Source organism: Ruminococcus sp. AF17-12 (genome assembly GCF_003479245.1).
GTDB lineage: Bacteria > Bacillota > Clostridia > Lachnospirales > Lachnospiraceae > Blautia_A > Blautia_A fusiformis.
Genome location: NZ_QUGY01000004.1, coordinates 61,559 through 84,197, shown reverse-complemented (window position 1 = coordinate 84,197; position 22,639 = coordinate 61,559). Strand labels below are relative to the sequence as shown.

Annotated in this window: 39 protein-coding genes; 5 read left to right on the top strand and 34 right to left on the bottom strand. The window is 43.9% G+C overall.

The window, feature by feature from the left end; translation table 11 throughout:
* Positions 1 to 46: 46 nt before the first annotated feature.
* The 32 genes from DWW77_RS05560 to DWW77_RS17940 all read right to left on the bottom strand — a co-directional run bounded on the left by DWW77_RS05560 (position 47) and on the right by DWW77_RS17940 (position 16,959).
* Complete coding sequence (locus tag DWW77_RS05560) at positions 47 to 1,207, bottom strand: SUMF1/EgtB/PvdO family nonheme iron enzyme (RefSeq protein WP_118608245.1); 1,161 nt, start codon at positions 1,205 to 1,207, stop codon at positions 47 to 49.
* A gap of 12 nt (positions 1,208 to 1,219) precedes the next feature.
* The gene (locus tag DWW77_RS05555; RefSeq protein WP_118608244.1) at positions 1,220 to 1,894 is read right to left on the bottom strand and encodes a hypothetical protein; all 675 of its coding nucleotides are present in this window, start codon (positions 1,892 to 1,894) and stop codon (positions 1,220 to 1,222) included.
* Positions 1,891 to 2,142 carry a hypothetical protein gene (locus DWW77_RS05550; protein ID WP_118608243.1) on the bottom strand — a complete coding sequence of 84 codons (252 nt, stop codon included), beginning with the start codon at positions 2,140 to 2,142 and terminating at the stop codon, positions 1,891 to 1,893. Before DWW77_RS05550 ends, DWW77_RS05555 begins: the two co-directional genes overlap by 4 nt.
* Positions 2,139 to 2,459 (bottom strand): hypothetical protein, encoded by a 321-nt coding sequence (locus DWW77_RS05545; protein WP_118608242.1) that lies wholly within the window; start codon positions 2,457 to 2,459, stop codon positions 2,139 to 2,141. The genes DWW77_RS05550 and DWW77_RS05545 overlap by 4 nt, the downstream gene beginning before the upstream one ends.
* Positions 2,422 to 2,673 carry a hypothetical protein gene (locus DWW77_RS05540; RefSeq protein WP_118608241.1) on the bottom strand — a complete coding sequence of 84 codons (252 nt, stop codon included), beginning with the start codon at positions 2,671 to 2,673 and terminating at the stop codon, positions 2,422 to 2,424. The genes DWW77_RS05545 and DWW77_RS05540 overlap by 38 nt, the downstream gene beginning before the upstream one ends.
* A complete protein-coding gene (locus tag DWW77_RS05535; protein ID WP_118608240.1) occupies positions 2,673 to 2,885 on the bottom strand; it encodes a hypothetical protein in 213 nt (70 codons plus the stop codon). The genes DWW77_RS05540 and DWW77_RS05535 overlap by 1 nt, the downstream gene beginning before the upstream one ends.
* Positions 2,875 to 3,798 (bottom strand): DUF8626 domain-containing protein, encoded by a 924-nt coding sequence (locus DWW77_RS05530; RefSeq protein WP_118608239.1) that lies wholly within the window; start codon positions 3,796 to 3,798, stop codon positions 2,875 to 2,877. The genes DWW77_RS05535 and DWW77_RS05530 overlap by 11 nt, the downstream gene beginning before the upstream one ends.
* Position 3,799: 1 nt before the next feature.
* Positions 3,800 to 4,129 carry a DUF4313 domain-containing protein gene (locus tag DWW77_RS05525; RefSeq protein ID WP_118608238.1) on the bottom strand — a complete coding sequence of 110 codons (330 nt, stop codon included), beginning with the start codon at positions 4,127 to 4,129 and terminating at the stop codon, positions 3,800 to 3,802.
* An 18-nt stretch (positions 4,130 to 4,147) separates the two neighbouring features.
* Entirely contained in the window at positions 4,148 to 4,333 is a 186-nt protein-coding gene (locus tag DWW77_RS05520) for a hypothetical protein (protein WP_118608237.1), read from the bottom strand.
* A gap of 78 nt (positions 4,334 to 4,411) precedes the next feature.
* Positions 4,412 to 4,693 (bottom strand): hypothetical protein, encoded by a 282-nt coding sequence (locus tag DWW77_RS05515; RefSeq protein WP_118608236.1) that lies wholly within the window; start codon positions 4,691 to 4,693, stop codon positions 4,412 to 4,414.
* A gap of 88 nt (positions 4,694 to 4,781) precedes the next feature.
* Positions 4,782 to 5,039, bottom strand: coding sequence for a helix-turn-helix domain-containing protein (locus DWW77_RS05510; protein ID WP_118608235.1), 258 nt, complete (start codon positions 5,037 to 5,039; stop codon positions 4,782 to 4,784).
* A complete protein-coding gene (locus DWW77_RS05505; RefSeq protein WP_118608234.1) occupies positions 5,036 to 5,380 on the bottom strand; it encodes a hypothetical protein in 345 nt (114 codons plus the stop codon). Before DWW77_RS05505 ends, DWW77_RS05510 begins: the two co-directional genes overlap by 4 nt.
* Positions 5,370 to 5,699 (bottom strand): hypothetical protein, encoded by a 330-nt coding sequence (locus DWW77_RS05500; RefSeq protein ID WP_118608233.1) that lies wholly within the window; start codon positions 5,697 to 5,699, stop codon positions 5,370 to 5,372. Before DWW77_RS05500 ends, DWW77_RS05505 begins: the two co-directional genes overlap by 11 nt.
* A 119-nt stretch (positions 5,700 to 5,818) precedes the next feature.
* Positions 5,819 to 5,959, bottom strand: coding sequence for a hypothetical protein (locus tag DWW77_RS17970; RefSeq protein ID WP_182431196.1), 141 nt, complete (start codon positions 5,957 to 5,959; stop codon positions 5,819 to 5,821).
* On the bottom strand, positions 5,959 to 6,123 hold the full coding sequence (locus tag DWW77_RS17965) for a hypothetical protein (protein ID WP_182431195.1): 165 nt from the start codon (positions 6,121 to 6,123) through the stop codon (positions 5,959 to 5,961). The genes DWW77_RS17970 and DWW77_RS17965 overlap by 1 nt, the downstream gene beginning before the upstream one ends.
* An 83-nt stretch (positions 6,124 to 6,206) precedes the next feature.
* Positions 6,207 to 6,362 (bottom strand): hypothetical protein, encoded by a 156-nt coding sequence (locus DWW77_RS17960; RefSeq protein WP_182431194.1) that lies wholly within the window; start codon positions 6,360 to 6,362, stop codon positions 6,207 to 6,209.
* A gap of 1,015 nt (positions 6,363 to 7,377) precedes the next feature.
* Positions 7,378 to 9,033, bottom strand: coding sequence for a phage tail tip lysozyme (locus tag DWW77_RS18175; RefSeq protein WP_207664952.1), 1,656 nt, complete (start codon positions 9,031 to 9,033; stop codon positions 7,378 to 7,380).
* Complete coding sequence (locus DWW77_RS17950) at positions 9,017 to 9,169, bottom strand: hypothetical protein (protein ID WP_177290865.1); 153 nt, start codon at positions 9,167 to 9,169, stop codon at positions 9,017 to 9,019. The genes DWW77_RS18175 and DWW77_RS17950 overlap by 17 nt, the downstream gene beginning before the upstream one ends.
* Positions 9,170 to 9,171: 2 nt before the next feature.
* Entirely contained in the window at positions 9,172 to 9,483 is a 312-nt protein-coding gene (locus DWW77_RS05485) for an aminopeptidase (RefSeq protein WP_118608232.1), read from the bottom strand.
* Positions 9,480 to 9,800 carry a hypothetical protein gene (locus DWW77_RS05480; protein ID WP_118608231.1) on the bottom strand — a complete coding sequence of 107 codons (321 nt, stop codon included), beginning with the start codon at positions 9,798 to 9,800 and terminating at the stop codon, positions 9,480 to 9,482. Before DWW77_RS05480 ends, DWW77_RS05485 begins: the two co-directional genes overlap by 4 nt.
* A 20-nt stretch (positions 9,801 to 9,820) precedes the next feature.
* On the bottom strand, positions 9,821 to 10,201 hold the full coding sequence (locus tag DWW77_RS05475; RefSeq protein WP_118608230.1) for a hypothetical protein: 381 nt from the start codon (positions 10,199 to 10,201) through the stop codon (positions 9,821 to 9,823).
* Between the two features lie 145 nt (positions 10,202 to 10,346).
* Entirely contained in the window at positions 10,347 to 11,567 is a 1,221-nt protein-coding gene (locus DWW77_RS05470) for an RNA-directed DNA polymerase (protein WP_118608229.1), read from the bottom strand.
* Between the two features lie 376 nt (positions 11,568 to 11,943).
* On the bottom strand, positions 11,944 to 12,375 hold the full coding sequence (locus DWW77_RS05460) for a four helix bundle protein (RefSeq protein ID WP_118608227.1): 432 nt from the start codon (positions 12,373 to 12,375) through the stop codon (positions 11,944 to 11,946).
* 58 nt (positions 12,376 to 12,433) lie between these two features.
* Positions 12,434 to 13,480: a formylglycine-generating enzyme family protein gene (locus DWW77_RS05455; RefSeq protein WP_118608226.1), complete on the bottom strand. Its 1,047-nt coding sequence runs from the start codon at positions 13,478 to 13,480 to the stop codon at positions 12,434 to 12,436.
* A gap of 3 nt (positions 13,481 to 13,483) precedes the next feature.
* Positions 13,484 to 13,849 carry a hypothetical protein gene (locus DWW77_RS05450; RefSeq protein ID WP_118608225.1) on the bottom strand — a complete coding sequence of 122 codons (366 nt, stop codon included), beginning with the start codon at positions 13,847 to 13,849 and terminating at the stop codon, positions 13,484 to 13,486.
* Positions 13,849 to 14,019, bottom strand: a complete 171-nt coding sequence (locus DWW77_RS17945; RefSeq protein ID WP_173716207.1) for a hypothetical protein — start codon at positions 14,017 to 14,019, stop codon at positions 13,849 to 13,851. Before DWW77_RS17945 ends, DWW77_RS05450 begins: the two co-directional genes overlap by 1 nt.
* 2 nt (positions 14,020 to 14,021) lie before the next feature.
* Positions 14,022 to 14,513 (bottom strand): hypothetical protein, encoded by a 492-nt coding sequence (locus DWW77_RS05445; RefSeq protein WP_182431193.1) that lies wholly within the window; start codon positions 14,511 to 14,513, stop codon positions 14,022 to 14,024.
* Between the two features lie 16 nt (positions 14,514 to 14,529).
* Positions 14,530 to 14,835 (bottom strand): hypothetical protein, encoded by a 306-nt coding sequence (locus DWW77_RS05440; RefSeq protein ID WP_118608224.1) that lies wholly within the window; start codon positions 14,833 to 14,835, stop codon positions 14,530 to 14,532.
* A 14-nt stretch (positions 14,836 to 14,849) separates the two neighbouring features.
* Positions 14,850 to 15,731 (bottom strand): putative phage tail protein, encoded by an 882-nt coding sequence (locus tag DWW77_RS05435; RefSeq protein WP_118608223.1) that lies wholly within the window; start codon positions 15,729 to 15,731, stop codon positions 14,850 to 14,852.
* A 69-nt stretch (positions 15,732 to 15,800) separates the two neighbouring features.
* Positions 15,801 to 15,998 carry a hypothetical protein gene (locus tag DWW77_RS05430; RefSeq protein WP_118608222.1) on the bottom strand — a complete coding sequence of 66 codons (198 nt, stop codon included), beginning with the start codon at positions 15,996 to 15,998 and terminating at the stop codon, positions 15,801 to 15,803.
* 9 nt (positions 15,999 to 16,007) lie between these two features.
* The gene (locus DWW77_RS05425) at positions 16,008 to 16,508 is read right to left on the bottom strand and encodes a helix-turn-helix domain-containing protein (RefSeq protein WP_226834064.1); all 501 of its coding nucleotides are present in this window, start codon (positions 16,506 to 16,508) and stop codon (positions 16,008 to 16,010) included.
* A gap of 22 nt (positions 16,509 to 16,530) precedes the next feature.
* Positions 16,531 to 16,959, bottom strand: coding sequence for a helix-turn-helix domain-containing protein (locus tag DWW77_RS17940; RefSeq protein ID WP_171030222.1), 429 nt, complete (start codon positions 16,957 to 16,959; stop codon positions 16,531 to 16,533).
* A gap of 234 nt (positions 16,960 to 17,193) precedes the next feature.
* Here DWW77_RS17940 and DWW77_RS17935 point away from each other — a divergent pair, with 234 nt between their 5' ends.
* The 4 genes from DWW77_RS17935 to DWW77_RS05405 all read left to right on the top strand — a co-directional run bounded on the left by DWW77_RS17935 (position 17,194) and on the right by DWW77_RS05405 (position 19,649).
* Positions 17,194 to 17,583, top strand: a complete 390-nt coding sequence (locus DWW77_RS17935; protein ID WP_171030223.1) for a helix-turn-helix domain-containing protein — start codon at positions 17,194 to 17,196, stop codon at positions 17,581 to 17,583.
* Between the two features lie 40 nt (positions 17,584 to 17,623).
* A complete protein-coding gene (locus DWW77_RS05415; RefSeq protein WP_118608219.1) occupies positions 17,624 to 17,917 on the top strand; it encodes a hypothetical protein in 294 nt (97 codons plus the stop codon).
* A gap of 13 nt (positions 17,918 to 17,930) precedes the next feature.
* Positions 17,931 to 18,119, top strand: a complete 189-nt coding sequence (locus DWW77_RS05410) for a hypothetical protein (RefSeq protein WP_118608218.1) — start codon at positions 17,931 to 17,933, stop codon at positions 18,117 to 18,119.
* A 399-nt stretch (positions 18,120 to 18,518) separates the two neighbouring features.
* Positions 18,519 to 19,649, top strand: coding sequence for a tyrosine-type recombinase/integrase (locus DWW77_RS05405; RefSeq protein WP_118608217.1), 1,131 nt, complete (start codon positions 18,519 to 18,521; stop codon positions 19,647 to 19,649).
* Between the two features lie 227 nt (positions 19,650 to 19,876).
* Here the strand turns inward: DWW77_RS05405 and DWW77_RS05400 are convergent, their stop codons facing one another.
* Both DWW77_RS05400 and DWW77_RS05395 read right to left on the bottom strand, forming a co-directional pair.
* A complete protein-coding gene (locus tag DWW77_RS05400; protein WP_118608216.1) occupies positions 19,877 to 20,887 on the bottom strand; it encodes a GGGtGRT protein in 1,011 nt (336 codons plus the stop codon).
* Positions 20,888 to 20,927: 40 nt separating this feature from the next.
* Entirely contained in the window at positions 20,928 to 21,620 is a 693-nt protein-coding gene (locus DWW77_RS05395) for an iron-sulfur cluster assembly scaffold protein (protein WP_015525726.1), read from the bottom strand.
* A gap of 246 nt (positions 21,621 to 21,866) precedes the next feature.
* On the opposite strand from DWW77_RS05395, the gene DWW77_RS05390 reads away from it, so the two are divergent.
* The gene (locus DWW77_RS05390; protein ID WP_015525725.1) at positions 21,867 to 22,604 is read left to right on the top strand and encodes a TraX family protein; all 738 of its coding nucleotides are present in this window, start codon (positions 21,867 to 21,869) and stop codon (positions 22,602 to 22,604) included.
* The last annotated feature ends 35 nt before the right edge of the window (positions 22,605 to 22,639 follow it).

The window sequence follows — 22,639 nt, the reverse complement described above, 5'->3', positions numbered from 1 at the left end:
TCCTCGTTCTCATATATGAACGGCGGCTTTCCAGCCGCCATATCAGTTACTCAGTTTTCAGTTTTCTAAAATAAGCGGAGCGGAAACCGATGCTGCCGTCGGCGCTAGTCCGAGGGTCGTCCAGGCACACGCTGAACACGCCAGCAGCGGAAGTGCTGTACCAGCCGCCCCCGCAGCGCGGCAAACGTTCTCCCTCGGTGCTATCAATATAGCAGTAGGCTTCCGGCTCTCCAGGATACAGAGCCAGCTCTTTCAGTGTTTCACTCTCACAATCAATATTAACATCTTTCCATCTACATCCATCGTATCCCTCTTCGTAATCACTTTCAGCAAGGAATTTGATACCGCCATCGGAAACGCTTACTCTAATAGACTTTCCGGAATCATCTCTTACCGGTTCCCAGTTATCTCCTTCAAGAGTAAGATCAATATCCAATGCTGCATCGTTATTCTTTGCCATCTCCAGCTGTCCGTCTTTTATTCTCAAGCCTCTTACCATTTCCCATACGTTTCCGGACAGATCGTGAACGCCTTCCAATGTATAATCGTGGGTCCAGGTTGCCGGTCCTGATCCGGTTTTGGTCTTTCCGGATTCTCCTGCTGACTCTCCATGTTCTTCCGGGTTTGCATGGTACTTTCCATAGTTTGTGTTGCCATGTGGCAAAGTACCATTCTTCAAGCTGAGGTTCGCAAGCAATCCCCATTCAGCTCTTGTCATAAGATGCCATCCCTCTCCCTTTGAAAAACAAGCTCTCGCCGCCTCATCATTGGTAATTCCTGTCCATGGCTTCTGCATTGGCAGGCTATAAGGCTTTCCGTTAATTTCGCAGTTCTCATAGACAGAAATGTAAATTTCATCGTATTCTTCATCTCCAATGATAAACGCTGCATTTGTTTTATCGCTTCCACCGAACAGCTCCTTATTTGTCACCTTGCGGAATCTGTGCATGAACGACGGGATGCCGGCATTGTCGTAAATTGCTACTACTGCGTGTTCCAGGTTTCCGCTGATGGAATGGGTTGGTGTGATCTGCTCCTCAGTATTCTTTTTTCCGGAAGGTCTCTCCTGGATTACCGGACAAATATTGATCTGCATATCATCTCTTGCCGCATAATCCTTAATTGCTTCCATCTGTTCTGCAACGAATTTTCTCTTTCCTTTAAACTTTGCTGAAAACTCACCTTTCATAAACTTTGCTTTTGCCATGTTCTTTTCCTCCTATGCTGTGGCTAATTCTCTATTCAAAAGTATCTCAAATACTTTGAATCCATAAATAAATCCCTGCATTTCTGCCTCGATTGCAACTCCCATTACCGAGTCCTCTACTTTTCTTTTGGCTGCTACATCATCATTCAGCCCGCTCATTGCCTTATAAAACTCTTCGTATTTTGCCCCAAGCTCTTCGATTTCTCTATTCTCGATTGCCGGACCTTCGATAAACTGGTCGAACAGATTCTTTATGTAACTGCACTCTGTTCTGGATCTTCCCTTCATCAGGATATTTTCCTGCGTTTTTGCTCCATGGAAATGCTGTGCGATTAAATCATTGAATTTCCCAAGTCCTTCCACGAAAGCCTTGCTACGTTTTTCCTCGGCGCATATCTTTTCAATGTAAAGCTGGCAGCCTTTTTCACTCAGTTTCCAGATTGGATGTTTTCTCTGGTTTCTATACGGTCTATACGCAATCTCGAACTCCTTCTTTTCGTCTTCGGACGCTTCCGCATTGTAAAACCGAGAAATCCGATTGAAAATTCTCATGTGCGTACTCTGGAAAATTTTTGCGATTTCCCAACTGGTAAGTGGCTCTGCAGGTTGCGTTGTCCCCTCTGCTACTTTTCGGATAAGCTCTGCGGCCTTTCCGATTTCTTCCGGCGTGATCTTAATTTCGTTCATCCTTCCAGCTCCTTTCTCAAAGCCTGCAGAAGAGGATGCCAAGGCCTAGCTCCTCTCATGCGCTTCACGACTTTTCTCAGATCAATCTCTTCCTTGCTGATGCTTTCCATTCCAATCAGCTTATCGCTGTTCCAACGGATCAGCTTATCCTTGAATCCATCGGTCAACTTTACTTCTCCAGCTGCGCACTGTTTGTCCTCGAACATGACCCACTTTTTTCCATTAAGGATGCAATAACCAACAATCATCTCTTGTCCTCGCTTTCAATATCAACGCTTTCTCCGGGGAAACAATTTCCGCAATATTTCCATACCTTATCCCCTACTTTCACGAATGTAGAATAGGTTGCCATATATTTTCCTGTCTTCGGGTTTAATCTACTGTCGTAAGGTTCTCCTACCTGCAGATATCCTGCTCCCATATTTCTCGGTGGCAAAATATTCAAGAAGTACCAGTAGACATCTTCGTCCACCAGCTCCCCAGGCTTGCAAAAATCATCCCAGTTTTTCCCACTTTCTTCCCATCCTTTAAGTGTCTTGATCTCTTTCTGCTTTTCTTCGCTCATTCTCTGCATACTCCCTTTCTTTTATTGCTATGTAGTCTTTGACATGAAACCCATTCAAAATATTGATTGCCTGCAGTTCCGATAGTCCGCATCTCCTTTGAAGTTCCTGCCGCAGTTCTCTTCTCTCGCCTGTATCTTGCCTACCATTTTCCGGAATATTTTCTGCCAATATTCTGTATTCATTGGCGATTTCTGCTGTGAGAAGTTCTGGCATTATACAGCCTCCACATATGTGACACTATTTGCTTTGCAATTAAATTCCGAACAAAGAGAACTCCATAATTTTGCAAGATCATTCATGTCTTCCGCTTCCAGCTCCGTCTCATCTTCTTCGCCGTCCCTGTTTACAAATCCAATTCGATATGTGTTTTTTCGTCCGCCGTATGACTTTCTTACAATGCCTTTTCCAGCTTCTCTAATTGTCATTCTGCATCGCCTCCAGTTCTTCTTTCACTCGGTTCAATGCGTATTTGCCGGCCGGATTCAACATTCTCTGCCACGCTCCCTGGGATGGTGCCCACTTAAAGCCATGCTTTTTCAAAACGGCTCTGACATCTGCCTCCGGCTTTCCATCAAAGATGATCTGCAGCCTCATAGCTTCCACATTCTCAACAACCTTAAACAGCTCAAATTCCGTTTCTTTTGTTCCCTTTTCCTTGACTGCTTTCAAGCTTTTCACCCTTTCCTCTACTCTATGGATATTTGCGTTGTTGTTCTGCAGGGCGTATGCTGGAAATCCAACTCTTCCCATGAAATCCGGGGTTCTCAGTTCCTGGATCTGCTCATCGGAATACCCCAGGATTTTAAGCTCCTCATCTCCCTTTTTGGTATTCTTCAAGCGGATGGCTTTATTGACAGCTCTCATTCTTTCCTGGTTTTCTTTTAAAGCATCCAGCTTCTCTTCCAGGCGTTCTATAGCATCCTCATCTGAGGACTTGATGATATCCTTTCCTCTCAAAATCCCCTTGATCTTATCCAGAATTTTCTGCGTCTCAGTATAAAACTGGTGGTTCTTCTCCCAAGCCTGCACTTGTTTCTCTTTTTTCTTCACTGGAAAATTGCCGGCACCCGAAATCATAACCGAAGGACATCTGCAACCGATATTACTCTCCCGGTTCATGTACTCGGCCATTCTCTTTGAATATCTCTTTGCCAATGCTTCAACTCTATCCGTTTCTCTCGGTCTTGCTTCTGCAACTTTCTCTGCCAAGTCATAGGCTTTATCGACATATCCTCTGTATTCTTCTGTCTTGCTGCCTACCTTATAATCGCTCATAGACATCATATCGTGTGCGATTCTGGCCTGTTCTTCATTGATTGTGCAATATAATCTTTCCATTTCAGCACCCTCTCTCAAACTCTATCATTTTCTCTCTGTCGAATTTCATTGATGGATAAATACAATATCCGCTACGTCTCGTTCTTCCAGTCGATTTTGCCAGCCCTTTCGCCTCTAAGAAATCCACTACCCAAGGACAATTATTTGTATCCACGTATGCTTCATTTTCTGCTAATGCTGAATCGCACAGACAAACGGTAATTCTTGCAACTGGTCCCTCTCTTCTGCTGAAGATTTCAACTGCGATACTACCATCCATCTGATACTGTCCTACTCTTAATGTACAATCTGTATATGTTGCGTAACTTGTCTTAACCTCTAACAATGCCATGCTATATCCCTCCTAAAATTATGCTGTGATCGGCTCTCTGTGTTTTTCCATTCTCACGGCTGCTCTTCCTGCAAGATTCTCTCTGTACTCTCTAAGGCTTCTCTTTGCATCAGCCCTGGTATATTCGCTGTTCTCGCACTCCCAGCCATATCCCCAGTTTGTCATTATGTCCCAGCGGTCCTTTGTCTTTCTCTGATAGCTCATTCATACTCCTTTCTGCAAATGCGATTTTTTCTTATGTGTTTCTCGCACTTGCGAGCTGTATGGGTAAAAAAATAACACCTACCAGCCAAGCTTAGTAAATTCTTTCCTTTTCTCTTCGTATCCATTTCTTTCCAGAAGCCATAAATCATACTGCACTGCCGGATCTAAAAAGCTAAAACCACTGTCATTCATGCTGTACAATTCTTCTACAATTTCAGCTACCATTTCTTCGTTTCCTGTTGCAACTAAGATTGCTGCGATAGCCTGTACTTTTGCCTGCGCATAGTTCCATGACTGTGAACCGAAATCTTTTTCTTCTCTTTCTGCCAATGCAGCTTTGTAATCATTCATGCTATACATAATCTCTACCTCCAAGATGTTTTATTTGTTGTTTGATTATGTATATATTATAACTCGCATCTGCGTATTTGTCAATAGTTTTGCTCTATTATTTCAAGTTTTTCTCGCACTTGCGTTTTTCAATTTTCACATCATACCCAGCAGCATTGATAATCCTCACGAAATTCTCATATCTCATATTCCCAGAAATCAATCTGCTCACTCTCTGTCTGGTGATTCCCATTTTCTGAGCCAGCTGGATCTGCGTCATTCCTTCCTTCTCCATCATTTTATTGATGATCTCTGCCGCATCTTCGCCTCTGATCTCCGTTACGGTTTCCCTTGCCGGATAAACTGCCCTGCTCATTTCCAAACTCCTTCCTTTTTCAAAACCTGTTTTACCGCCTCTTTCATCGTATCAGCAGATGCTACATTTGTATCCTGATTTTTTTCGTACAAACTTGCGATCTTGCAGATGATATCCGGATTGTCATTTAAGCCTCCGGCAATACCTTTAGGAATCCCCCAATAATCGCAGAACTCTTCAACAGCATTCCTTGTATCCTCTTCCAGGTATTCTCTTTCCCTGATCCGATACGCTTCTTCGATTTCTGCCTCTGTCAACTCGATTTTCACTGTTCTCTCATCACAGATAGAAATCCCATTAAGTTCTGCTACTTTGCTTAATATAGTTCTCTCAATTACCATGTCTTCCTCCGTTTACCAGTTCGGTCACTCCTTCCGGATAATTCTCATCAAACCAGTGCCAGATTTCTATTCTGTCCGTTCCTTCCGAAAATCCCAAGAACTCTTCCAAAATAGCATCTTCATCATCAATGGGGATTTCTCCAAAAAACTGCCACAGCTTTTCAACTTCCTGGCTGTTGAAGCAGTCAGAAAAATCAACTGTTGCAATGCTATCTACTTCCTTGCACCGAGGACAATATTCCTCATCATTTCCATAATGCAGACCCAGTTCGGAGTCCCTTCCTATCCACCCACACTTCTTACATCTCCAGATCAACATTTCCCATTGCCTCCCATTCTTCTGTCAGTGACACTGTCTCTCTCTTTGCAAATACTGCGGTGCTTAAATCAATTCCGTAGAAAATTTCCCGGTTTCTCACCTTTTCCTCGAAGCGTTTTCTACAAAGCAGCTCGTTTCCGAATACTCCTCCAAGCTGTACATACCAAGTCGATCATCGGATGACCACTTGGAAGCTGATTGAACAATTCTATGCAACCATTAAAATCCAGTCTTTCGATCATGATTTTCGCTCTCTCCATCAGTGCTTCCATTTTCTTTCCTCCAGATCTTGTACTGCCAATCCGATTACTACTGTGCCATTTGCCATTACCAACCAGAAGTTTAATGGCTCCATCCCGGTTGCCATCCCCCATGAAAAATTGATAAACAGCAACACTGTCAAAAATCTTCTCAGCTTTTTCATTGCTTTCTGTCCTCCTATATGGTAGACTTGATAGCCAAGGGGAGTTACCGCTCCCCTGCTACCAAGGAACTGTTTGGTTCGATTTACTTAATCCAATTTGAGACTGCCGTAATGATTGCTAAAAGCATCGTTACTATGGCTGTTATGATAGCTGTCACACTTTCATAAAACTGGATTCTAAGAAGTCGTTTCTCAAGCAGTTCTTTTTCTTTGTCTTCCGTTCTCTTTCTTTTTGCCAACTGGTGTCCTCCTCTCGGATTATTTAATCATTCTCGCACTTGCGAACTGTTTAGGTAAAAAAATAACACCTACCTATTTGATTCTTGTGTTTTGTTTGATTATGTATATATTATAACTCGCACTTGCGTATTTGTCAATAGTTTTGCTCTTTTTATGCAAATTATTTTCGCAACTGCAACATTCGATAGTTAATAGTGAGAATAAAAGAAAAAGATAGAAAAAGATTTAGATACAGAAATAGATATAGAGTAATAGTGACGTGACGGTTTCGTGACATTGATGGGACAATGTCACACGTTTTTTATTATAATATGAAGTTTTTCCTTTATTTATAAGGCTTTACGCATTTGTATCTTATCCTCATTTGAGTGTGGATAATGTGGAAAACTCGATTTTGCGAACCCAAAAATTACTGGTTGACTTTTCTGTTTGATACGCATATACTGAAAACAGCTAAGGATGATGGCGATTATCCAATGAGCAAAAAATGAAAACCCCGGAGATGTGTCAGATCTCTGGGGTTTTCTATTCCGTTATGTAGGTGGCTTATGCCTCAGGCTATTCGCTGCCTATTTGTCTTTTCTGTCCAACCATTTGCAAATATAGTAGCTAATTATATTTACCATGACAGGGACAAGAATGATGGCGATTATTTCATCCAATGGTTCCACCTCCTTCCCGCTGGAGGTTCGGCAGCATCTACACCATATCATAATTCTCTAACCTTTTCCATACCAACTCTTCTAAAATTGAATAGTTCTATACGCTCGTACACGCTTCTATACCGGATTTTGGCTTTTAGGCATATTAAGTATTGAAAAATTCTCTATCGTTGCTCAGGCACATTTCGTCAAAAATAGCATTGAAATTTTAGTTATTTTGTATATTGATTTTTACCTCTAACTTGCTCCGCATTTTGCAATAAAAAATGCCCCAGTCCCGAAGGACCAGGGCGTATGTGATATATTTTCCTCAGAGGTGCAGACTCTCTTCAAAAGCACCATTTCTCCGCTGTTATTTCAGTAGCTTGTTTACTTCTTTCTGGACTTCTGCATAATTGTAACCGGCTGCTTCCAGTTTTTTCTTCCGATCAGCTCCATTTCCCCATTTTCCGGAAACAACTTCCTTTGCAACTTCGGCTACAGTTTTCTTGGTACTTGCCTTCAGCAGCTCGTTCACCTTCTTCTGGACAGTATTATAATCATAGCCGGCCGCAGTCAGCTTCTTTTTCCGCTCATCTCCGCTACCCCACTTACCGGCAATCACCTCTTTGGCTACTGTCGTTACGTCTTTCTTGGTGGATGTGGTGGTTCCAACCTTTTTGTTGTACAGAGTGGTCAGCTTGGCTTTGGAATTAGTTCCGTACTGTCCATCAACCGTCAGTCCATTGTCTTTCTGAAATTTGCGAAGAGCTGAATCAGTGCCAGAGCCGAAATCTCCGTCAGCTCCTGCAGCTCCGCAAGAATATCCAACTTTGATAAGCATTTTCTGCATCGTGGTTACTTCTGATCCGGTGTCTCCTTTTTCCAGATAATTCTTCTTTACCGGAGTTGCATTGGAACTGGCATCTCCACTCACTGCGATAGCCACATGATGATTGTCATTCAGCAGGATATCTCCAGGCTTTAAGCATGTACCGCTTGTCAGGTATTTCTGATCGGTGAGGACCTTTGCTCCCGCTGTCTTGAATGCACTTCTCATGTTGTATGTAGTCAGATAAATGCTGACTGCCTTCAGCTTCGGCTTATTTAGACGGTATCCGACTGCTTTCACGATGCTTGCGGTACTCTGACTGCAGTCTGTTTCGCATGGCTTTTTGATTTTTGATGGATCATAACCATTTGCGGCCAGCTGCTCCCAGAAGGTATAGCGATCATTACTATTCCCTGCGGTTCCCTGGTCATAGCCGATCATATTATTGTTTGCGGCCTGTGTTGCCATCTCTGCAATCAGTGCCGCTACTTCCTGGTCTTCAAATCGTAAAACACAGAGCCAAGGTCTATTGTACCAATTGATGATCTGATACTCTGTACCAGTCTGATCGCCCGCCTGGCCTCCTGCATAACGTCCGTTTTCATCATGTCCACAATTACTAATTTTCACGCTCACGATTTTTTCCTCCTTTGCATAATCGTTATAGAATTTCTGGCCTCTTGCCGCTCTACTTTCGCATACACTTTCCCCTGTGTTGGCCGGAATTTCAAACTTCTTTAAAACAACATCGGATGCCTGCCGGATTGTTGTTGCTGATTTGAGAATAGCCAAAACCGGGCTGTAGCTTTCTCTCAGTTCCTTCAGTAAGAAATCCAGCTGCATATCTTCGTCCGCAATGGACACGCCTCTCTGCTTGGCAAAATTCCAAAGACCAGATTTTCTGCTAGGGCTTGTCCACTGGGCCAATCCGTACCCGTACTGTTTTCCGGAAAGCGGATGTAAGAACTCCTCGCAGGAAATCTTTCCGCTGTCGATCGCTGCAGTATAGGTGGCATGGGTATAGACTTTTCCCTTTTCTTTCAGCCGTTTAAGGCACAGGTATTCAACCCGGTTTGTGTAGAAACCATCACTCTCCGCTTCCAGGTTTCCGATCAGGCCGCAAGCCCCAGCTGCAGTCATGCCGGCCTGTCTGAATTTCTTATAGGCTCTTTTCTCCGCCTCAACGTTTATACTCATCTTTCAGCACCTCGCTTTCTCCCCAGTTGTAGGGTGAAACTTCGTCAATAAATTTCCCAAATTCTCTGATTAACAGAATGAAAAAGGTGCCGCCTATGGCAAGCACCCCCACTACGATTTTTGCTACATTTCCCATGTCTACTCCTCTTTGTACTTCTTGCACTGCGTAATAGCCTGGATCACCTTGTCGTATCCCACCATTGATGCCAGCCAGGATAACAGCACCAGAGCGATTAAATATACAGCCATCTTTGCATTGATCTGTGCCTCCGTCAGAATGATATATCCCGCATCTACCAGAACTGACAGTACGACTGCAACGAAACCGGCCAAGAAATTGGAGAGGTATTTCTTGTTTACCTCATCCATCAATTTCTTGATTCCCTCTGTGAAGAGTCCTGTAAAAATAGATACAATCAGCAGTAACAGTAAAAAAATCTCTAAGCTCATAAGTTTTCCTCCTCGTTTTTGTTACCGACATTTATGTCGGAGACATATTGTTCTTGGCTTTCTTTTTCGTCTTCTTTCTGCCATTTCCGATCCAGCCGCTTATCTTTATTCGTCCGAATCCAGCCGCAGATTCCACACTCACCTATTGTTGCTGCCACAACAGCGCAGGCATAGGTTTCCGGCATACTTCCATATTCCCGGAAAACCAGGATCATCTGCCAGTTAAACCAAACAAAAAAAGCACCGACCAGAATCAGTACCAGGTTCAAGGTTCCGACCTTCTTTACGGCCGCAACCACTTTTTTAATTTTTTTCATTTCACCTGCAACCTCCTAAATTACAGAAAAGAGTTCTCATCACTGCATTTTTCGTAAATCTTTTTGACGTTTGCTACTGAATGAACTCCCTTTCCATTCGGAAATTTAGGATGGGTTCTGCAATATTTTTCGTAAGTATCAATATCATCGATAATCTGATTGAAATGTTCCTCCGTATGCCTTACATTATGTCGAATTTCATCGTTAAATCGAATAATTCTGTAGCGTGCATTTTTCGCATCCCCCTCCTCAATCTTATCCATGACTTCTTTGTTTAACGCTCGCCCGATTGCCCGAGCCAGTGCTGTCCAGGGATTGAACTTGATTGGTGCTATCTGCACTAATGTAAGGACAATGAAAAGGATTCCTCCGCCAGTTTCCATGAGTTCTTTTAATGTCATTCCTTTTCTACCTCGATTTCTGCAATATTCATTGATATATCAAGAATCCAGGACCGGCCCGCCGGTTGATTCTGCTTTTAGGTTTCATTCTTCCAGTCCTTTCTGCAGATCCGCTGCTTCTTTAATCATTGCCAGTTCCTTATCCTCAATAGTTCCATGCTGCAGTAATGCAAGTGCCAGCCGGTCTATGAGTTTCGTCTGTAACTGGATAATCTTCGACTGACCATCCATCACCTCTGCGATAGTAGTTCTCATCCCGATCCCCTCCTTCCTCGTAAATTTGTTTCATGTCTGCGTGCGTCAGGACAAAATCATCCAGAATCTTCTCCTTCAATGCATCGCAGTCACAATATTTCATCATTCCCAAGTAACTCTGCAGTGTGTCTGTTGCCTGCTTAAAAGAAATTTCCTTCACTCTGTACGCTTCTTTCTTTGCCTTCAAAACTCTCTTGATGTGAAGTGTTGTTTTCTTCCTGAGTACCACTTTGTCAGGCCATACCCTGTATCCGACAAATTCAATACCTTGATTTATTGGCCGGATACAAGTTTTATTGTTTAGCTGCAGTTCCAACTCCGTTTCCAGAAAAGAAGCAATTCTGACTTTCCATTCCTGGAGCTGTGCCTTGCTACTACTGAGAATAATCACATCATCCATGTATCGGACATAACAATGAATTTGCAATTCCCTCTTGCAGAACTGATCCAGTGCGTCCAAATACACATTCGCAAACACCTGTGATAGCAGATTTCCGATAGGCATTCCGACATCAAAAAGACGTTCTTCCAAAGGTACTTCCCCTGGTGAACGTCCTGGCGGCAATCCAAACGGTGTATGTTTGCAATCTATAATTGATTCCAGCAATTTCAGCAACCGCTGATCCTTAATTTTCTTTGCAAGTATTTTCTTTAGTATCCGATGCGATATCCGGTAAAAATATTTGCTTATATCTAGTTTTAAGTAATACCACTGCTCATCCTTACGGTTCACCTGTTCCAACCAGTATTTAAGCCGAAACATAGCGGTCAGTGGTCCTCTTTCCGGGATACATCCGTAAGAATCCTTGATATATCCCTTAATCAGCATAGGATTGATAACTCTGTATATCGCCCATTGAACAACTCTGTGTTTAAATTTGATGGACATTATCATCCTTTTCTTCGGTTCATACACATAGAAAATATAATATTTGTCTATGGTATACGTCCCATCGTAAACAGAATCTCTAATCTCTTTCAAATTATCCCAGGCGTTGAAATTGAAGAGCATTACATCCTTGTTATATCTCCTTTGATCTGAAGCATCTTCTAAGGCTCCATACAGATTTTCCATGGAGAAGATAAGATCAAAAACATTCTTAATCTTCATGTTGCGTTATCGCTCCTTTGTATTTGACTATGTGTGGCAGCTTTCACTCTCGCTACTTGCGGCCTCCATAGGTGTCTCCTGCTTTGTGTGTCTCCACAGGGACGGCTCTACCCACGCACGAGTAGAACCATTTTTCTCCTTCCACACGGTCGGAGCGGAAATAGACTCCTTTAAATCTCTCGCACTGCCGGCAGTCCTTGAACTGACCGGTTCTGGCATATGAGAGTAAAGCGGAGCGGAAACCGATGTTGCCGTTGGCGCTAGTCCGAGGGTTGTTCAGGTACACGTTGAACACGCCAGCATTGGAAGTGTTGTTCCAGTTGCCCCCGCAGATCGGCAAACGAAATAGCCTATTCCCGGCGGCACAACCGGATCGTTACCGGCTGTACCTTGATTTTGCACTTTTATTCTGTTGTGACGATTTTTGATCGCCGTATACCCATTCTTTATATTTTCCAATCATTCTTCCGATCTCTGCAGAACGGCCTTCCCATTCACTCCTGGAAGATTTTCCTTTCAAATATCCCAGGCGATAGGCTACTCTGATGTGAGACTGGAGTGCTTTGTTCATTTCATCCAGTTCGCTGATGGAAGTTTTCTTGTAGTATGCAACCGTTAATGCCGACGCCAGCTGCGACATTCTGTTCATACAATGAGCTATATCGTCACCTAATAATTTCTGGTGTGCAATGGACCATCTTTCGATGAGAGGGAGGGCGTAGACTTCCATATCTTCAATTTTCTGTAATATCGTTAGCCCTTCCTCTTCCATCTCTGCTGTCATGTTGTCGGATCTCTGTTCTGCCACATTCTTTCTCCTTTCACAACAAACGCCGCCTTCCCAGGCGGCAATCAGTTTACAGTCCTCAGTTTACAAAAGCGGAGCGGAAACCGATGTAGCCGTTGGCGCTAGTCCGAGGGTGGAACAGGTACACGCCGAACACGCCAGCATTGGAAGCGAGGTTCCAGCCGCCCCCGCAGACCGGCAAACGCTCTCCGGAAGTATTTAATCCATGGTAATCTCCACCGTAATCTCCGTTTGGCTCATCCGGATACAGGAGGAGAGCTTTTGCCAACTCCGGAGCTGCTGTAAGTCCTTCGCCAAGTGTCATATTGTTATATGGCAGCCAGTTTCCTGTGTCTTTCGGTGTGATAGTTCCTTTGGTAAGCTGAATCTTTCCAGAAACAACATCCCATTTCAAAGTACCGGCAGTGCCAGGAGCCACCAGTGAACCGTCAGCTGCGATTGCTTTCCATTCTGTAGAGCCGGCCGCCATACTGGTTGTCAAAATCATACTGTTCGCATACGGAATGATCTGGATTTCTCCATCAACAAGTCTCATGCCAGCGCACCACTCCCATACATTTCCATTCAGATCGAAGATTCCGTCCGGCATCCAGTTGTGGCTCCATGTATCAGGGCCAGAACCGGTTGCTACACGAGCGATCTTATTACTATCGTAGTAAGTCGGTGTCCCTTTCTCGTGTGGGTATCCGTGATCGCTGCCGTAGTTATTGTTACCTCTTGGCATAGTACCGTTCTTTCTACACCACAGAGCGATAGCGCTCCATAAGGAATACGGCATCAGGCCCCATCCGGTTCCTTTGTTTCTGCAGTAGTTGGCGGACTGGTCGAAGTTCACGCCGGTCTTCGGGTCCTTAAACGGAAGTGAGTATGCTCTGTCATTCATTACAATGTTCTGGAATTTTGAGACATACACAACATCTTTTTCCGCACCACCTACAGAAAATGCCGGATGGATGTTCTCACTTCCTCCGGCAATTACATCTGAGATTTTGAATTTTGGAAACGCAACCATGATGGACGGCATCCCACGATCATCCAGTAAAACTGTGTTCTTTCCTCCGGACAGCGCCTCGACTGCCAGCTTCATATCATCAAAATTTGCCATGATTTAGACCTCTCTTTCCCATAATCTCAGTTCGCAACGATCCATAGAAAAAGGAACCGGCTTCAGCTCTTTGATAGTAGGCTGTTCGGTTCCCTCTTCATTCTCTGGATCATAGTTCGGATTTTCTTTTTCTACTTCTGTATATTCCCTTGCAGGAATAATGATCTGTGCAACATACTTGTCACCTGCATCGGCTCCCATCACCAGTCCACCGGTGTAGTCTTCGCAAATATCGATCACAACCTCATAGTCACGCTCTTTCTTTGAGACATTGAACATCAGCTCTCCATCGTCAAAGTCGATCGTTTTTCCAGATACCTCGTAAGGAATGAAATTCTTTCCGTCTTCCGGTAAGTATGTAATCTTCATCAGTAATACCTCCTCTGTGTTCTTCCCATTTCCATTGCTTCACGGCTTCTGACCGCAGTTACTTCTGCAGCTTCTCTCATTGCCGGGTTGTTGGTGTCGATTCCGTACTTCTTGGCAACATACTCGATGTCTGCCTGTCTTCTTTCGTCCTGGATAATCACATTTGCCATGATTACATTCCTCCTCTCACATACAGGTCCATGGTTACTGATTTCGCAGATCCAGTGTAAGCTACCTTGAATCCATTCAGCAGCTTGTCCGTAAACTCAATATCTCCCACAGCACCACCAGACACGCTGGTAACTTCTGCTGTGATAAGATACGTCTTATAATTGCGTGGAGTTTTCAGCTGAATGGTTTTCACTGAGTTATTAAACGGATATACCTGGGAGTTTGTCAGGGTGACTGTGACTTTCTCGCCGTCAAGTCCCTCTACTTTTCTCATAACACTTTTCAGCATCCTGACAGCCTCTGCGCTTATTTCATGTCCTTCCAGGATTCCCTGCTCCATGTGATTGAAATTAGTTGCGCTCTGCTCAGTGCCTTCCTGCAGAACTTCTCCCGGATCAGGGACGTGTTCAATACTTCCATCCGAGTTCTGCGTTTCTTTGTACCGATACGGATTTTCTACGACTTCATCTTTCCAATATGTCGGTTCGTACATTGTGCATACCTCCTTCCTACTCTTCTAAAATGTTGATAGTTACTCGGTAATAAATACCTTCCTTTTTGGATTTCTTGGTGATATTTTCAGCTTTACTCCACCAAAGCTCTCCACTTGTACTGTAAAGCTGTACTTCTGTTACCTTTACCTCGCCGGATACCGAAGGGTTTAATATAAATTCAATCTTTACTTTTCCATCACTGCTAATAGTGATATCTGTAATCTCTGACCGGTAATAGGTGGAACCGATTTTGTATTTGGCATAAGCGACCGTATTCTTCACATGATTTCTGAATCCGGCCAGTGCCGCAGCTGATAACATTGCTACTCCTCCTTTTACAATTTTCTTTTGCTTCCGCAAGCACGATACAAAACTTCTGCATTTGTGCTATCTACCTGCACATTCAACGCTCCTGGTTCTATCTCGGCCAGAAAGCTCCTATCTGGTTTTGTGCCAGAAATAGGATAGGGAAACTCGACACCTTTACCTTTTGACGAAGCCTGTAGCTGTAACGCAGTCAGACGGGCATCGTATGTTCTATCTGGTTTGGTTCCAGCTACAACATAAGGAAATTCCCTACTCATTCTGTTCGCAGTCACAATAACAGAACCATGTTCCGAAATCCCTACCCAATTAACTTGCGGATATGTACCTGCTTTTCTTCCTCTTGCTGTCATTCGATAAGGGAATTTCTGCGGCTTAGGATCTGCCCGAATTTTGATTGTTGTTGGAGTATCAAAAACCACTCGGAAACTTTTTTGTGCCTGTTTCACCTCGTTCACCAATTTTATAATCTGATCTAAACTGGCTTCCGAAGTTCCAGGGCTTACGCTGATTTCAAAGGTATGAGGTGCTGTGTTTTCAATTAGCTTGACATCTCTTCCACACAATTCTTTCAGCAGCATCTCAATTCTGGCCGGATTCATCGGCTTCCTGTAGTTCCTTTTTGAAATAACTCTGCTCCGGCGTTCTTCAATACTCAGCGCTTCATTGGTCGGCAGCCCATAGCTTTGCTCCCAATAGGGAAGGGACCAGGTTGCCGTTTCCGGAAATGCCTGCTCCCTTAATTCGTTAATTGTGTCCTGCGCCAATGACAGAGGTACGCTCATAACCTCGAAAATCCATTTTCCCACATATGAGTTGTCATAAATGGGGGAAATCATACCCATCATGTCCCTTGCAAGTTCTCTGGTTGGGAAGTTCTCTAAATCAAACATTTAGCTTCGGCTCTTCAGCGTTCGGGCATCTGCTGTCACATGGATTTTTTCTACATACTGCACACATACCTATTCACCTCTTAATTCTTCCCACACGGCTTTTCCCCAGTTAAAAATAAAAATGGTGAACGGTAATACTAACCATTCACTCCCTATTGCGTCATAACCCCACACTCGATATGCATAATCTACGGCCCACTTCGTGATAAGAATACCAACTGCAATCGGTATCCAATTTTCCTTCAGTAACCGTCTAACCTTTCTCATCGTATCCTCCTATTTGCCTTTCAAAGCTTTATCGCTCATTATTTTAAATTCACTTATTACCTCTGCGATGCCGTCAAGATATTCAGATATCTTTCTCACCGCTTCTACCTCATCGTCCCTTATCTTTCCGTCCTGGGATATTTCAAGCAGCTGATTTTTCATATTCTCCAGCTCATCTTCTCTCAAAGCTTTTAATAATCTCACGGTCACGCTGCATATATTTTTCTCTTCCGTTGCAAGTGGAAGGAATCCGCAGATCGGACATTCATTCTTGCAATAATTGCTCAGGAGCCAAGGTGCGTTGTACAGATCCGCCATTATCAAAACCTTGTCGGCTGGCACTCTTTTAACATTTCCCAGCTCGTAGTCTGCCAGCGTATATGCCGCAATTCCTATAAGCTCCGATGCTCTTTCTCTGCTTTCCAGCCTTGCATCCCATTCTGCCGCCTGTTTTCTGGCTCTAAAATACGGATTCTGGTTTTCTTTTATAGGGTTCCGTCCCATTCTCATTTACCTTACTTTCACTTATAATTTAATCAGTGCCTACAGGAACGGCCGGTACTTCCACTTTTAACTGTTCATTGATCTTCTCGATCACTGGCCAATCAAGTGCATGGCCGTTCAGCACCAACGATACCTTGTCTCGATTGAATCCGATGGACTTGCTCAGCTCGCTGATGTTCATTTTTTTTACATACAGTTTTGCTCGCACTGCTCCACACCATTCATCGGACGGAAGCTGCGGCTTTTCCGGAAGCACGTTCACTTCCAGAACTTCGTTAATTTTCTTTGCGATATCCAGGTAATTATCCTTTACGATCCGGCCGCTGATAAGGGCTGTTATCGTTGTATAGCTGTAGCCGATTTCATCAGCTACACTCTGAAGGTTCATTTCCTTCCTCGCAAGCGCAACTCTTATTTCCTTGCACCATTCAGAAATGGGGACAGTAGTATTGCTCATTTGCATCGATCTCCTTTCTTGCATCTGCGATTCGCATTTGCATTTTTTCCGAGTGCGTGCTATAATACAAATACGAGTTATTACGAACACGCAATCACCATGAAACAGATTTTAAATCATAGGCTCGCAACCACGAATAATAATTTGTTTCATGATTATATTATAGCACGAATCTGCGTATTTGTAAAGATTTTACCTCGTATTTGCGTATATTTTTACACTTGGAGGTGTCTAATGGAAATCATTGAACGCATATCCGATTTACTCGCAGAGCGTGATAAAACGGCCATAGAATTGTGCAAGGTTCTCGATATCCAAACATCTACTATGTCTACATGGAAAACCAGGAAGAAAGATCCTCCGGCTCGCTATATGCCGGCCATTGCAAATTTTCTTTGCGTTTCGCTGGATTATCTCCTGACCGGTCAAGAGCGTCCTGCTGTCATAGAACAGCCTGAGGTTCAAGAGCCAAAGCTTTCCGCAATGGACGAAGAACTTTTGGATTTATTCCACGAACTTCCCATGAGCAAACAATATGAATTTATGGGAGAAATTAAGGGCTTCTTGCGTGCTGTCGAGGACTCAAAGAAATACGTTGACGAAGGGAAAAGATTATCCGGCTGAGCTGGTATCGCAAAACTCGGTACTGACAGGAGGATGCTTTATGCAACATAACGCAACCAAGTATTTCGCACTTGCAAGAACAGAAGAGATGGCCGGGCATGACGCACCGGCCATTCTTTTTTACCTTGCTTCATTCTGCGCAAGTCTTAATTGCTGTGACACTCAAACTTTGTGCAGGACAACCGCCAAAATCCAAAGGCTGCAGGCCCGTATCTCTTTACCTGATGAATCCCTAATTGCCATGGTTCACTCTTACGGTCCTCTCTCGGATGAGGCGTGTCAGCTCTCTCTGCTTCAATCTCTAAGTGGAGAGTTGCCGGCTGTCCTTACCTAACGAGGAGAAAACAATGGAACTACTAAACGGAAATGAGAAATTTACTCTCGATGGAAATGATACTGGAATATCTGTCTCTGAATTTTGGAGCTGGGCTTATTCTGATCTGCTCAACAATACGCTTCGAGGGGTGCTGGCAGAATTTCTCGTAAAAAAATCATTCTCATTTTTCCCCCCCCCCCCGAGAAATTTTGAGGACTGACTGGACGCCTTATGATCTAGCTAGCCCTTCCGGGAGAAGGATTGAAGTAAAATCTGCCGCTTACCTTCAATCTTGGACCGAGGACTACTTTTCACACATTATTTTTGACATCGCACCAAAGCGAGCATGGAATCCGCAGACCGGTTATTCTCCTGAGCGGAGCCGCCATTCTGACCTGTACGTCTTTTGCCTGTATACTGCCAGAAGTCGCGAGCAATCCATAAGAAATCTTAATCTCTGGGAATTTTATGTATTGCCTACTTCTGTTCTGGATCAGCAAAAGCCTAACCAGAAAAGTATAGCTTTAAACTCTCTCCTTTCTCTGGAGCCGATAAAAACAAATTTCCAGGACCTCGGAAACATTATCGAAACCATTGCATTATGACAGGAGATGATCTATTGAAATTACCGAATGGCTATGGAAGCGTAACTAAATTATCCGGAAACCGGCGTAAGCCATATCTGGCCAGAGTAACCCTCGGCTGGGTCATAAATAAAGAAACCGGAAAAGCAGTACAGAACAGAGTTCCTATCGGGACCTTTAAGACTAAAAAAGATGCTCTGCAGGCATTAGCTGAATACGGAGCTAACCCCTACGACATTCAGAACAATAACATGACCTTGGCCGAGCTTTACGAGAGATGGACAGCAGCTTACTTTCCTACCCTAGAAAGTGATTCTTCTTCCAGGACAATAATCGCTGCCTGGAGATATTGTCACGCTATACAGGGGATGCGTGTAAAGGATCTGCGTGCCCGCCACATAAAAGGAATCATGGAAGACGGATATGTAATTCAAAACCGTGGCAAAGATGCCGGAGCTAAGGTGCCTGCATCTCCTGGAACGAAATCCAGAATAAAATCCATGTTTAACCTCATGCTGGACTATGCTATGGAATATGATCTTGTCTCGAAAAACTATGCTCGTACCTTCGAACTTTCAAATGACATTATCAAAGAAAAAGAGAACGCAAAGCGTGGCCATATTAACTTCAATGATTCTGAGATGGAAGCCCTTTGGAGTGCTGCTGACAATATTAAATTCGCCGACTGGTTGCTTATACAATGCTATATGGGATGGCGTCCCCAAGAAATGGGACTCTTGGAATTAAAAGACGTTGACTTTGGAAAGTGGTGTATTACCGGCGGTATGAAGACTGAGGCCGGCAGGCACCGTACCGTCCCGATCCACACTCGTATTCGGGACTTGGTAAGAAGAAATTATGACGAAGCAGTTTCTCTTGGAAGCGACCGCCTCTTTAATGATCCGGAGGCTACCAAGGGCGGTATGAAAATCACCTATGATAAATACGCTGGACGTTTTAACAAGGTCGTTGCCGCACTGCACCTTCGTTCCGAACATCGACCGCATGATCCCCGAACAACATTCATTACGATGGCGAAAAAGGCGGGCGTGGATGAATATGTTGTGAAGCGTCTTGCCGGTCACAAGATCACAGACGTAACCGAGGCGGTCTATACGATCCGTGATATTGAGTGGCTCAGAGATGAGATAGAAAAAATGCCGTAACCCTTGTGGTTGCGGCTTTTCTTTTCCTATGATCGGTTCTTCTTTTTGTTTCCTTCGCTCTGTTACCTGCTTGTTACCTACCTGTTGCCTATCTTGCCATTTTCAAGGCTTCTCACACTGTCTTAAATTACATCTTCTTTTTTACAATCAAAATTAAGAAAAGTACCGCAGCCCTTGGAACTACGGTACTTTCAAGGTTTGTTGACTCTTTAATTAAAAAGGTTTGATTAGAACTTTCCTGCCTCTGCAGCTTCCTCAACAGAAACAGCTACAGCAACTGTCATACCAACCATCGGGTTGTTTCCAGCGCCGATAAGACCCATCATCTCTACGTGAGCCGGTACGGAAGAAGATCCTGCGAACTGAGCGTCAGAATGCATACGTCCAAGTGTATCAGTCATACCGTAGGAAGCAGGACCTGCTGCCATGTTGTCCGGATGAAGTGTACGTCCTGTACCACCGCCGGAAGCAACGGAGAAGTATTTTTTGCCTTTCTCGTTGCACTCTTTTTTGTATGTTCCTGCTACCGGATGCTGGAAACGAGTCGGGTTTGTGGAGTTTCCTGTGATGGAAACGTCAACGCCCTCTTTCCACATGATCGCAACACCTTCCGGAACGCTGTTAGCGCCGTAGCAGTTAACCTTTGCACGAAGTCCCTCAGAATAGGATTTACGGAATACTTCCTTAACCTCGTTCTTATATGGATCATACTCTGTCTCTACATATGTAAAGCCGTTGATACGGGAGATGATCTGAGCAGCATCTTTTCCAAGACCATTCAGGATAACACGAAGAGGTTTTTTACGAACCTTGTTTGCTTTCTCAGCGATACCGATCGCACCCTCAGCTGCTGCAAAAGACTCATGTCCTGCAAGGAAACAGAAGCAGTCTGTCTCTTCCTCAAGGAGCATCTTTCCAAGGTTTCCATGTCCAAGACCTACTTTACGTGTGTCTGCAACGGATCCCGGGATACAGAAAGCCTGAAGGCCTTCTCCGATAGCTGCTGCTGCATCAGCGGCTCTTCTGCAGCCTTTTTTGATCGCGATAGCTGCACCTACTGTGTAAGCCCAGCAAGCGTTCTCGAAGCAGATCGGCTGAATGCCTTTGATCTGATCGTAAACGTTCAGTCCTGCGTCTTTAGTGATTTTCTCAGCTTCTTCGATAGAAGCGATTCCATAGCTGTTTAAAACAGAATTGATCTTGTCAATTCGTCTCTCATATGATTCAAATAAAGCCATTTCCTGTAACCTCCTGATATTTTCACCTTACGAAGTGTAATTACTCTTTTCTTGGGTCGATGATCTTAACAGCATCTGCAACACGGCCGTACTGACCTTTTGCTTTCTCCCATGCTGTGTTCGGGTCATCACCTTTCTTAATGAAGTCAGTCATTTTTCCAAGGCTTACGAACTGATATCCGATGATCTCATCGTTCTCATCAAGAGCGATACCTGTAACATAACCCTCAGCCATCTCAAGGTAACGAGGTCCTTTTTTCAGAGTTCCATACATTGTACCAACCTGAGAACGAAGTCCTTTTCCAAGGTCCTCAAGACCAGCGCCTACTGCAAGTCCGTCCTCGGAGAATGCAGACTGGGAACGTCCGTAAACGATCTGAAGGAAAAGCTCTCTCATAGCTGTATTGATTGCATCACATACAAGGTCTGTGTTCAGCGCCTCCATAACGGTAAGTCCTGGAAGGATCTCAGAAGCCATAGCTGCAGAATGAGTCATTCCTGAACATCCGATTGTCTCAACAAGTGCCTCCTGGATGATTCCCTCTTTAACGTTAAGGGAAAGCTTGCAAGCACCCTGCTGCGGAGCACACCAGCCAACACCGTGTGTAAATCCGGAGATATCCTTTACTTCTTTTGCCTGAACCCATTTTGCTTCTTCCGGGATCGGAGCGGCACCATGATGTACGCCCTGTGCCACTGGACACATTTCTTCTACTTCGCGTGAATAAATCATTTTAAAACTCCTTTCAAGTATAGATTGACCGATGTTATTGAGAAAAAAAGTTCGATAACACCCTATCGCTATTTTCTCACAAAACCTTTGTTTCGTCCAGTCATATTTAATAAAATTTTGCCATAAAACGCATAATATTGGTAGTTATTCCGGCAGTATTGCATGCCTAACTGTCAAATATTTCTGGCAACTGCTGTATGTATGTGATAATATATTAGCAAGTTTAACCCTGGAGGTATATTTTTCATGAATGCATCTGTGGATTCTGTTTTTCCAGAAAAATACCGCATTCTCAGCGGAAGCGCTCTGAAGATGATCGCGGTCATCACCATGCTGATCGATCATATCGGAGCTGTGCTGCTCAGTATGTATCAGCCTGCACAGAAAATCCTGTTTACACTTTTCGGCAGAGAATATACTGTATATCTTATTTTCCGCGATATCGGAAGAGCTGCTTTTCCCATCTTCTGTTTTCTCCTGCTGGAAGGCTTCCGTCATACACGGAGCCGGTTCCTCTATGGAAGAAATCTCCTTCTTTTTGCGCTGCTCTCAGAAATTCCGTGGAATCTGATGTTTACAAATACGCTGCGTTACGAAAGACAAAATGTGTTTTTCACGCTTTTCCTCGGATATCTGGCCTTTTGTGCCATCGAATATTTCCAGACCAGACCTTCGATGCAGCTTCTCTGCATCCTGGGACTGCTTGTCATTTCCATTTTTCTGAAAGCAGACTATGGATGGCGGGGGTATATCTTCCTGCTGATCATGTACTATATGCGAAACGATAAGCCAGGCCAGGCAATCCTCGGAAGCTGCTGGCTTTACTATGAATGGAGAGCCTCCTTTGCCTTTCTGTCCATTAACCTGTACAATGGAAAAAGAGGCTTCATCCGCGGAAAATCAGCAAAATATTTCTTTTACTGGTTTTACCCAGTCCATATTATGGGACTGGTCATACTTCGACAGCTTTTGTTTTTATCTTAATCCCGCCCGCTCCCGGTCGTTTCATCCTTCCACGA

Bases quoted from the DNA above. Each gene is read 5' to 3' on its own strand.
- DWW77_RS05500 (WP_118608233.1), bottom strand. From the start codon at position 5,699: ATGTTGATCTGGAGATGTAAGAAGTGTGGGTGGATAGGAAGGGACTCC.
- DWW77_RS05410 (WP_118608218.1), top strand. From the start codon at position 17,931: ATGGAACTACTAAACGGAAATGAGAAATTTACTCTCGATGGAAATGAT.
- DWW77_RS17965 (WP_182431195.1), bottom strand. From the start codon at position 6,123: ATGAAAAAGCTGAGAAGATTTTTGACAGTGTTGCTGTTTATCAATTTT.
- DWW77_RS05400 (WP_118608216.1), bottom strand. From the start codon at position 20,887: ATGGCTTTATTTGAATCATATGAGAGACGAATTGACAAGATCAATTCT.
- DWW77_RS05510 (WP_118608235.1), bottom strand. From the start codon at position 5,039: ATGAGCAGGGCAGTTTATCCGGCAAGGGAAACCGTAACGGAGATCAGA.
- DWW77_RS05485 (WP_118608232.1), bottom strand. From the start codon at position 9,483: ATGAGCTTAGAGATTTTTTTACTGTTACTGCTGATTGTATCTATTTTT.
- DWW77_RS18175 (WP_207664952.1), bottom strand. From the start codon at position 9,033: ATGAGTATAAACGTTGAGGCGGAGAAAAGAGCCTATAAGAAATTCAGA.
- DWW77_RS05445 (WP_182431193.1), bottom strand. From the start codon at position 14,513: ATGTACGAACCGACATATTGGAAAGATGAAGTCGTAGAAAATCCGTAT.
- DWW77_RS05395 (WP_015525726.1), bottom strand. From the start codon at position 21,620: ATGATTTATTCACGCGAAGTAGAAGAAATGTGTCCAGTGGCACAGGGC.
- DWW77_RS05545 (WP_118608242.1), bottom strand. From the start codon at position 2,459: ATGAGCGAAGAAAAGCAGAAAGAGATCAAGACACTTAAAGGATGGGAA.
- DWW77_RS05430 (WP_118608222.1), bottom strand. From the start codon at position 15,998: ATGAGAAAGGTTAGACGGTTACTGAAGGAAAATTGGATACCGATTGCA.
- DWW77_RS05555 (WP_118608244.1), bottom strand. From the start codon at position 1,894: ATGAACGAAATTAAGATCACGCCGGAAGAAATCGGAAAGGCCGCAGAG.
- DWW77_RS05550 (WP_118608243.1), bottom strand. From the start codon at position 2,142: ATGATTGTTGGTTATTGCATCCTTAATGGAAAAAAGTGGGTCATGTTC.
- DWW77_RS05540 (WP_118608241.1), bottom strand. From the start codon at position 2,673: ATGCCAGAACTTCTCACAGCAGAAATCGCCAATGAATACAGAATATTG.
- DWW77_RS05525 (WP_118608238.1), bottom strand. From the start codon at position 4,129: ATGGCATTGTTAGAGGTTAAGACAAGTTACGCAACATATACAGATTGT.
- DWW77_RS05475 (WP_118608230.1), bottom strand. From the start codon at position 10,201: ATGACATTAAAAGAACTCATGGAAACTGGCGGAGGAATCCTTTTCATT.
- DWW77_RS05390 (WP_015525725.1), top strand. From the start codon at position 21,867: ATGAATGCATCTGTGGATTCTGTTTTTCCAGAAAAATACCGCATTCTC.
- DWW77_RS05415 (WP_118608219.1), top strand. From the start codon at position 17,624: ATGCAACATAACGCAACCAAGTATTTCGCACTTGCAAGAACAGAAGAG.
- DWW77_RS05530 (WP_118608239.1), bottom strand. From the start codon at position 3,798: ATGGAAAGATTATATTGCACAATCAATGAAGAACAGGCCAGAATCGCA.
- DWW77_RS17940 (WP_171030222.1), bottom strand. From the start codon at position 16,959: ATGAGCAATACTACTGTCCCCATTTCTGAATGGTGCAAGGAAATAAGA.
- DWW77_RS17945 (WP_173716207.1), bottom strand. From the start codon at position 14,019: ATGGCAAATGTGATTATCCAGGACGAAAGAAGACAGGCAGACATCGAG.
- DWW77_RS05455 (WP_118608226.1), bottom strand. From the start codon at position 13,480: ATGGCAAATTTTGATGATATGAAGCTGGCAGTCGAGGCGCTGTCCGGA.
- DWW77_RS05480 (WP_118608231.1), bottom strand. From the start codon at position 9,800: ATGAAAAAAATTAAAAAAGTGGTTGCGGCCGTAAAGAAGGTCGGAACC.
- DWW77_RS05435 (WP_118608223.1), bottom strand. From the start codon at position 15,731: ATGTTTGATTTAGAGAACTTCCCAACCAGAGAACTTGCAAGGGACATG.
- DWW77_RS05425 (WP_226834064.1), bottom strand. From the start codon at position 16,508: ATGAGAATGGGACGGAACCCTATAAAAGAAAACCAGAATCCGTATTTT.
- DWW77_RS05470 (WP_118608229.1), bottom strand. From the start codon at position 11,567: ATGAAGATTAAGAATGTTTTTGATCTTATCTTCTCCATGGAAAATCTG.
- DWW77_RS17950 (WP_177290865.1), bottom strand. From the start codon at position 9,169: ATGGGAAATGTAGCAAAAATCGTAGTGGGGGTGCTTGCCATAGGCGGC.
- DWW77_RS05535 (WP_118608240.1), bottom strand. From the start codon at position 2,885: ATGACAATTAGAGAAGCTGGAAAAGGCATTGTAAGAAAGTCATACGGC.
- DWW77_RS05560 (WP_118608245.1), bottom strand. From the start codon at position 1,207: ATGGCAAAAGCAAAGTTTATGAAAGGTGAGTTTTCAGCAAAGTTTAAA.
- DWW77_RS17970 (WP_182431196.1), bottom strand. From the start codon at position 5,959: ATGGAGAGAGCGAAAATCATGATCGAAAGACTGGATTTTAATGGTTGC.
- DWW77_RS17935 (WP_171030223.1), top strand. From the start codon at position 17,194: ATGGAAATCATTGAACGCATATCCGATTTACTCGCAGAGCGTGATAAA.
- DWW77_RS05505 (WP_118608234.1), bottom strand. From the start codon at position 5,380: ATGGTAATTGAGAGAACTATATTAAGCAAAGTAGCAGAACTTAATGGG.
- DWW77_RS05515 (WP_118608236.1), bottom strand. From the start codon at position 4,693: ATGTATAGCATGAATGATTACAAAGCTGCATTGGCAGAAAGAGAAGAA.
- DWW77_RS05520 (WP_118608237.1), bottom strand. From the start codon at position 4,333: ATGAGCTATCAGAGAAAGACAAAGGACCGCTGGGACATAATGACAAAC.
- DWW77_RS05450 (WP_118608225.1), bottom strand. From the start codon at position 13,849: ATGAAGATTACATACTTACCGGAAGACGGAAAGAATTTCATTCCTTAC.
- DWW77_RS05440 (WP_118608224.1), bottom strand. From the start codon at position 14,835: ATGTTATCAGCTGCGGCACTGGCCGGATTCAGAAATCATGTGAAGAAT.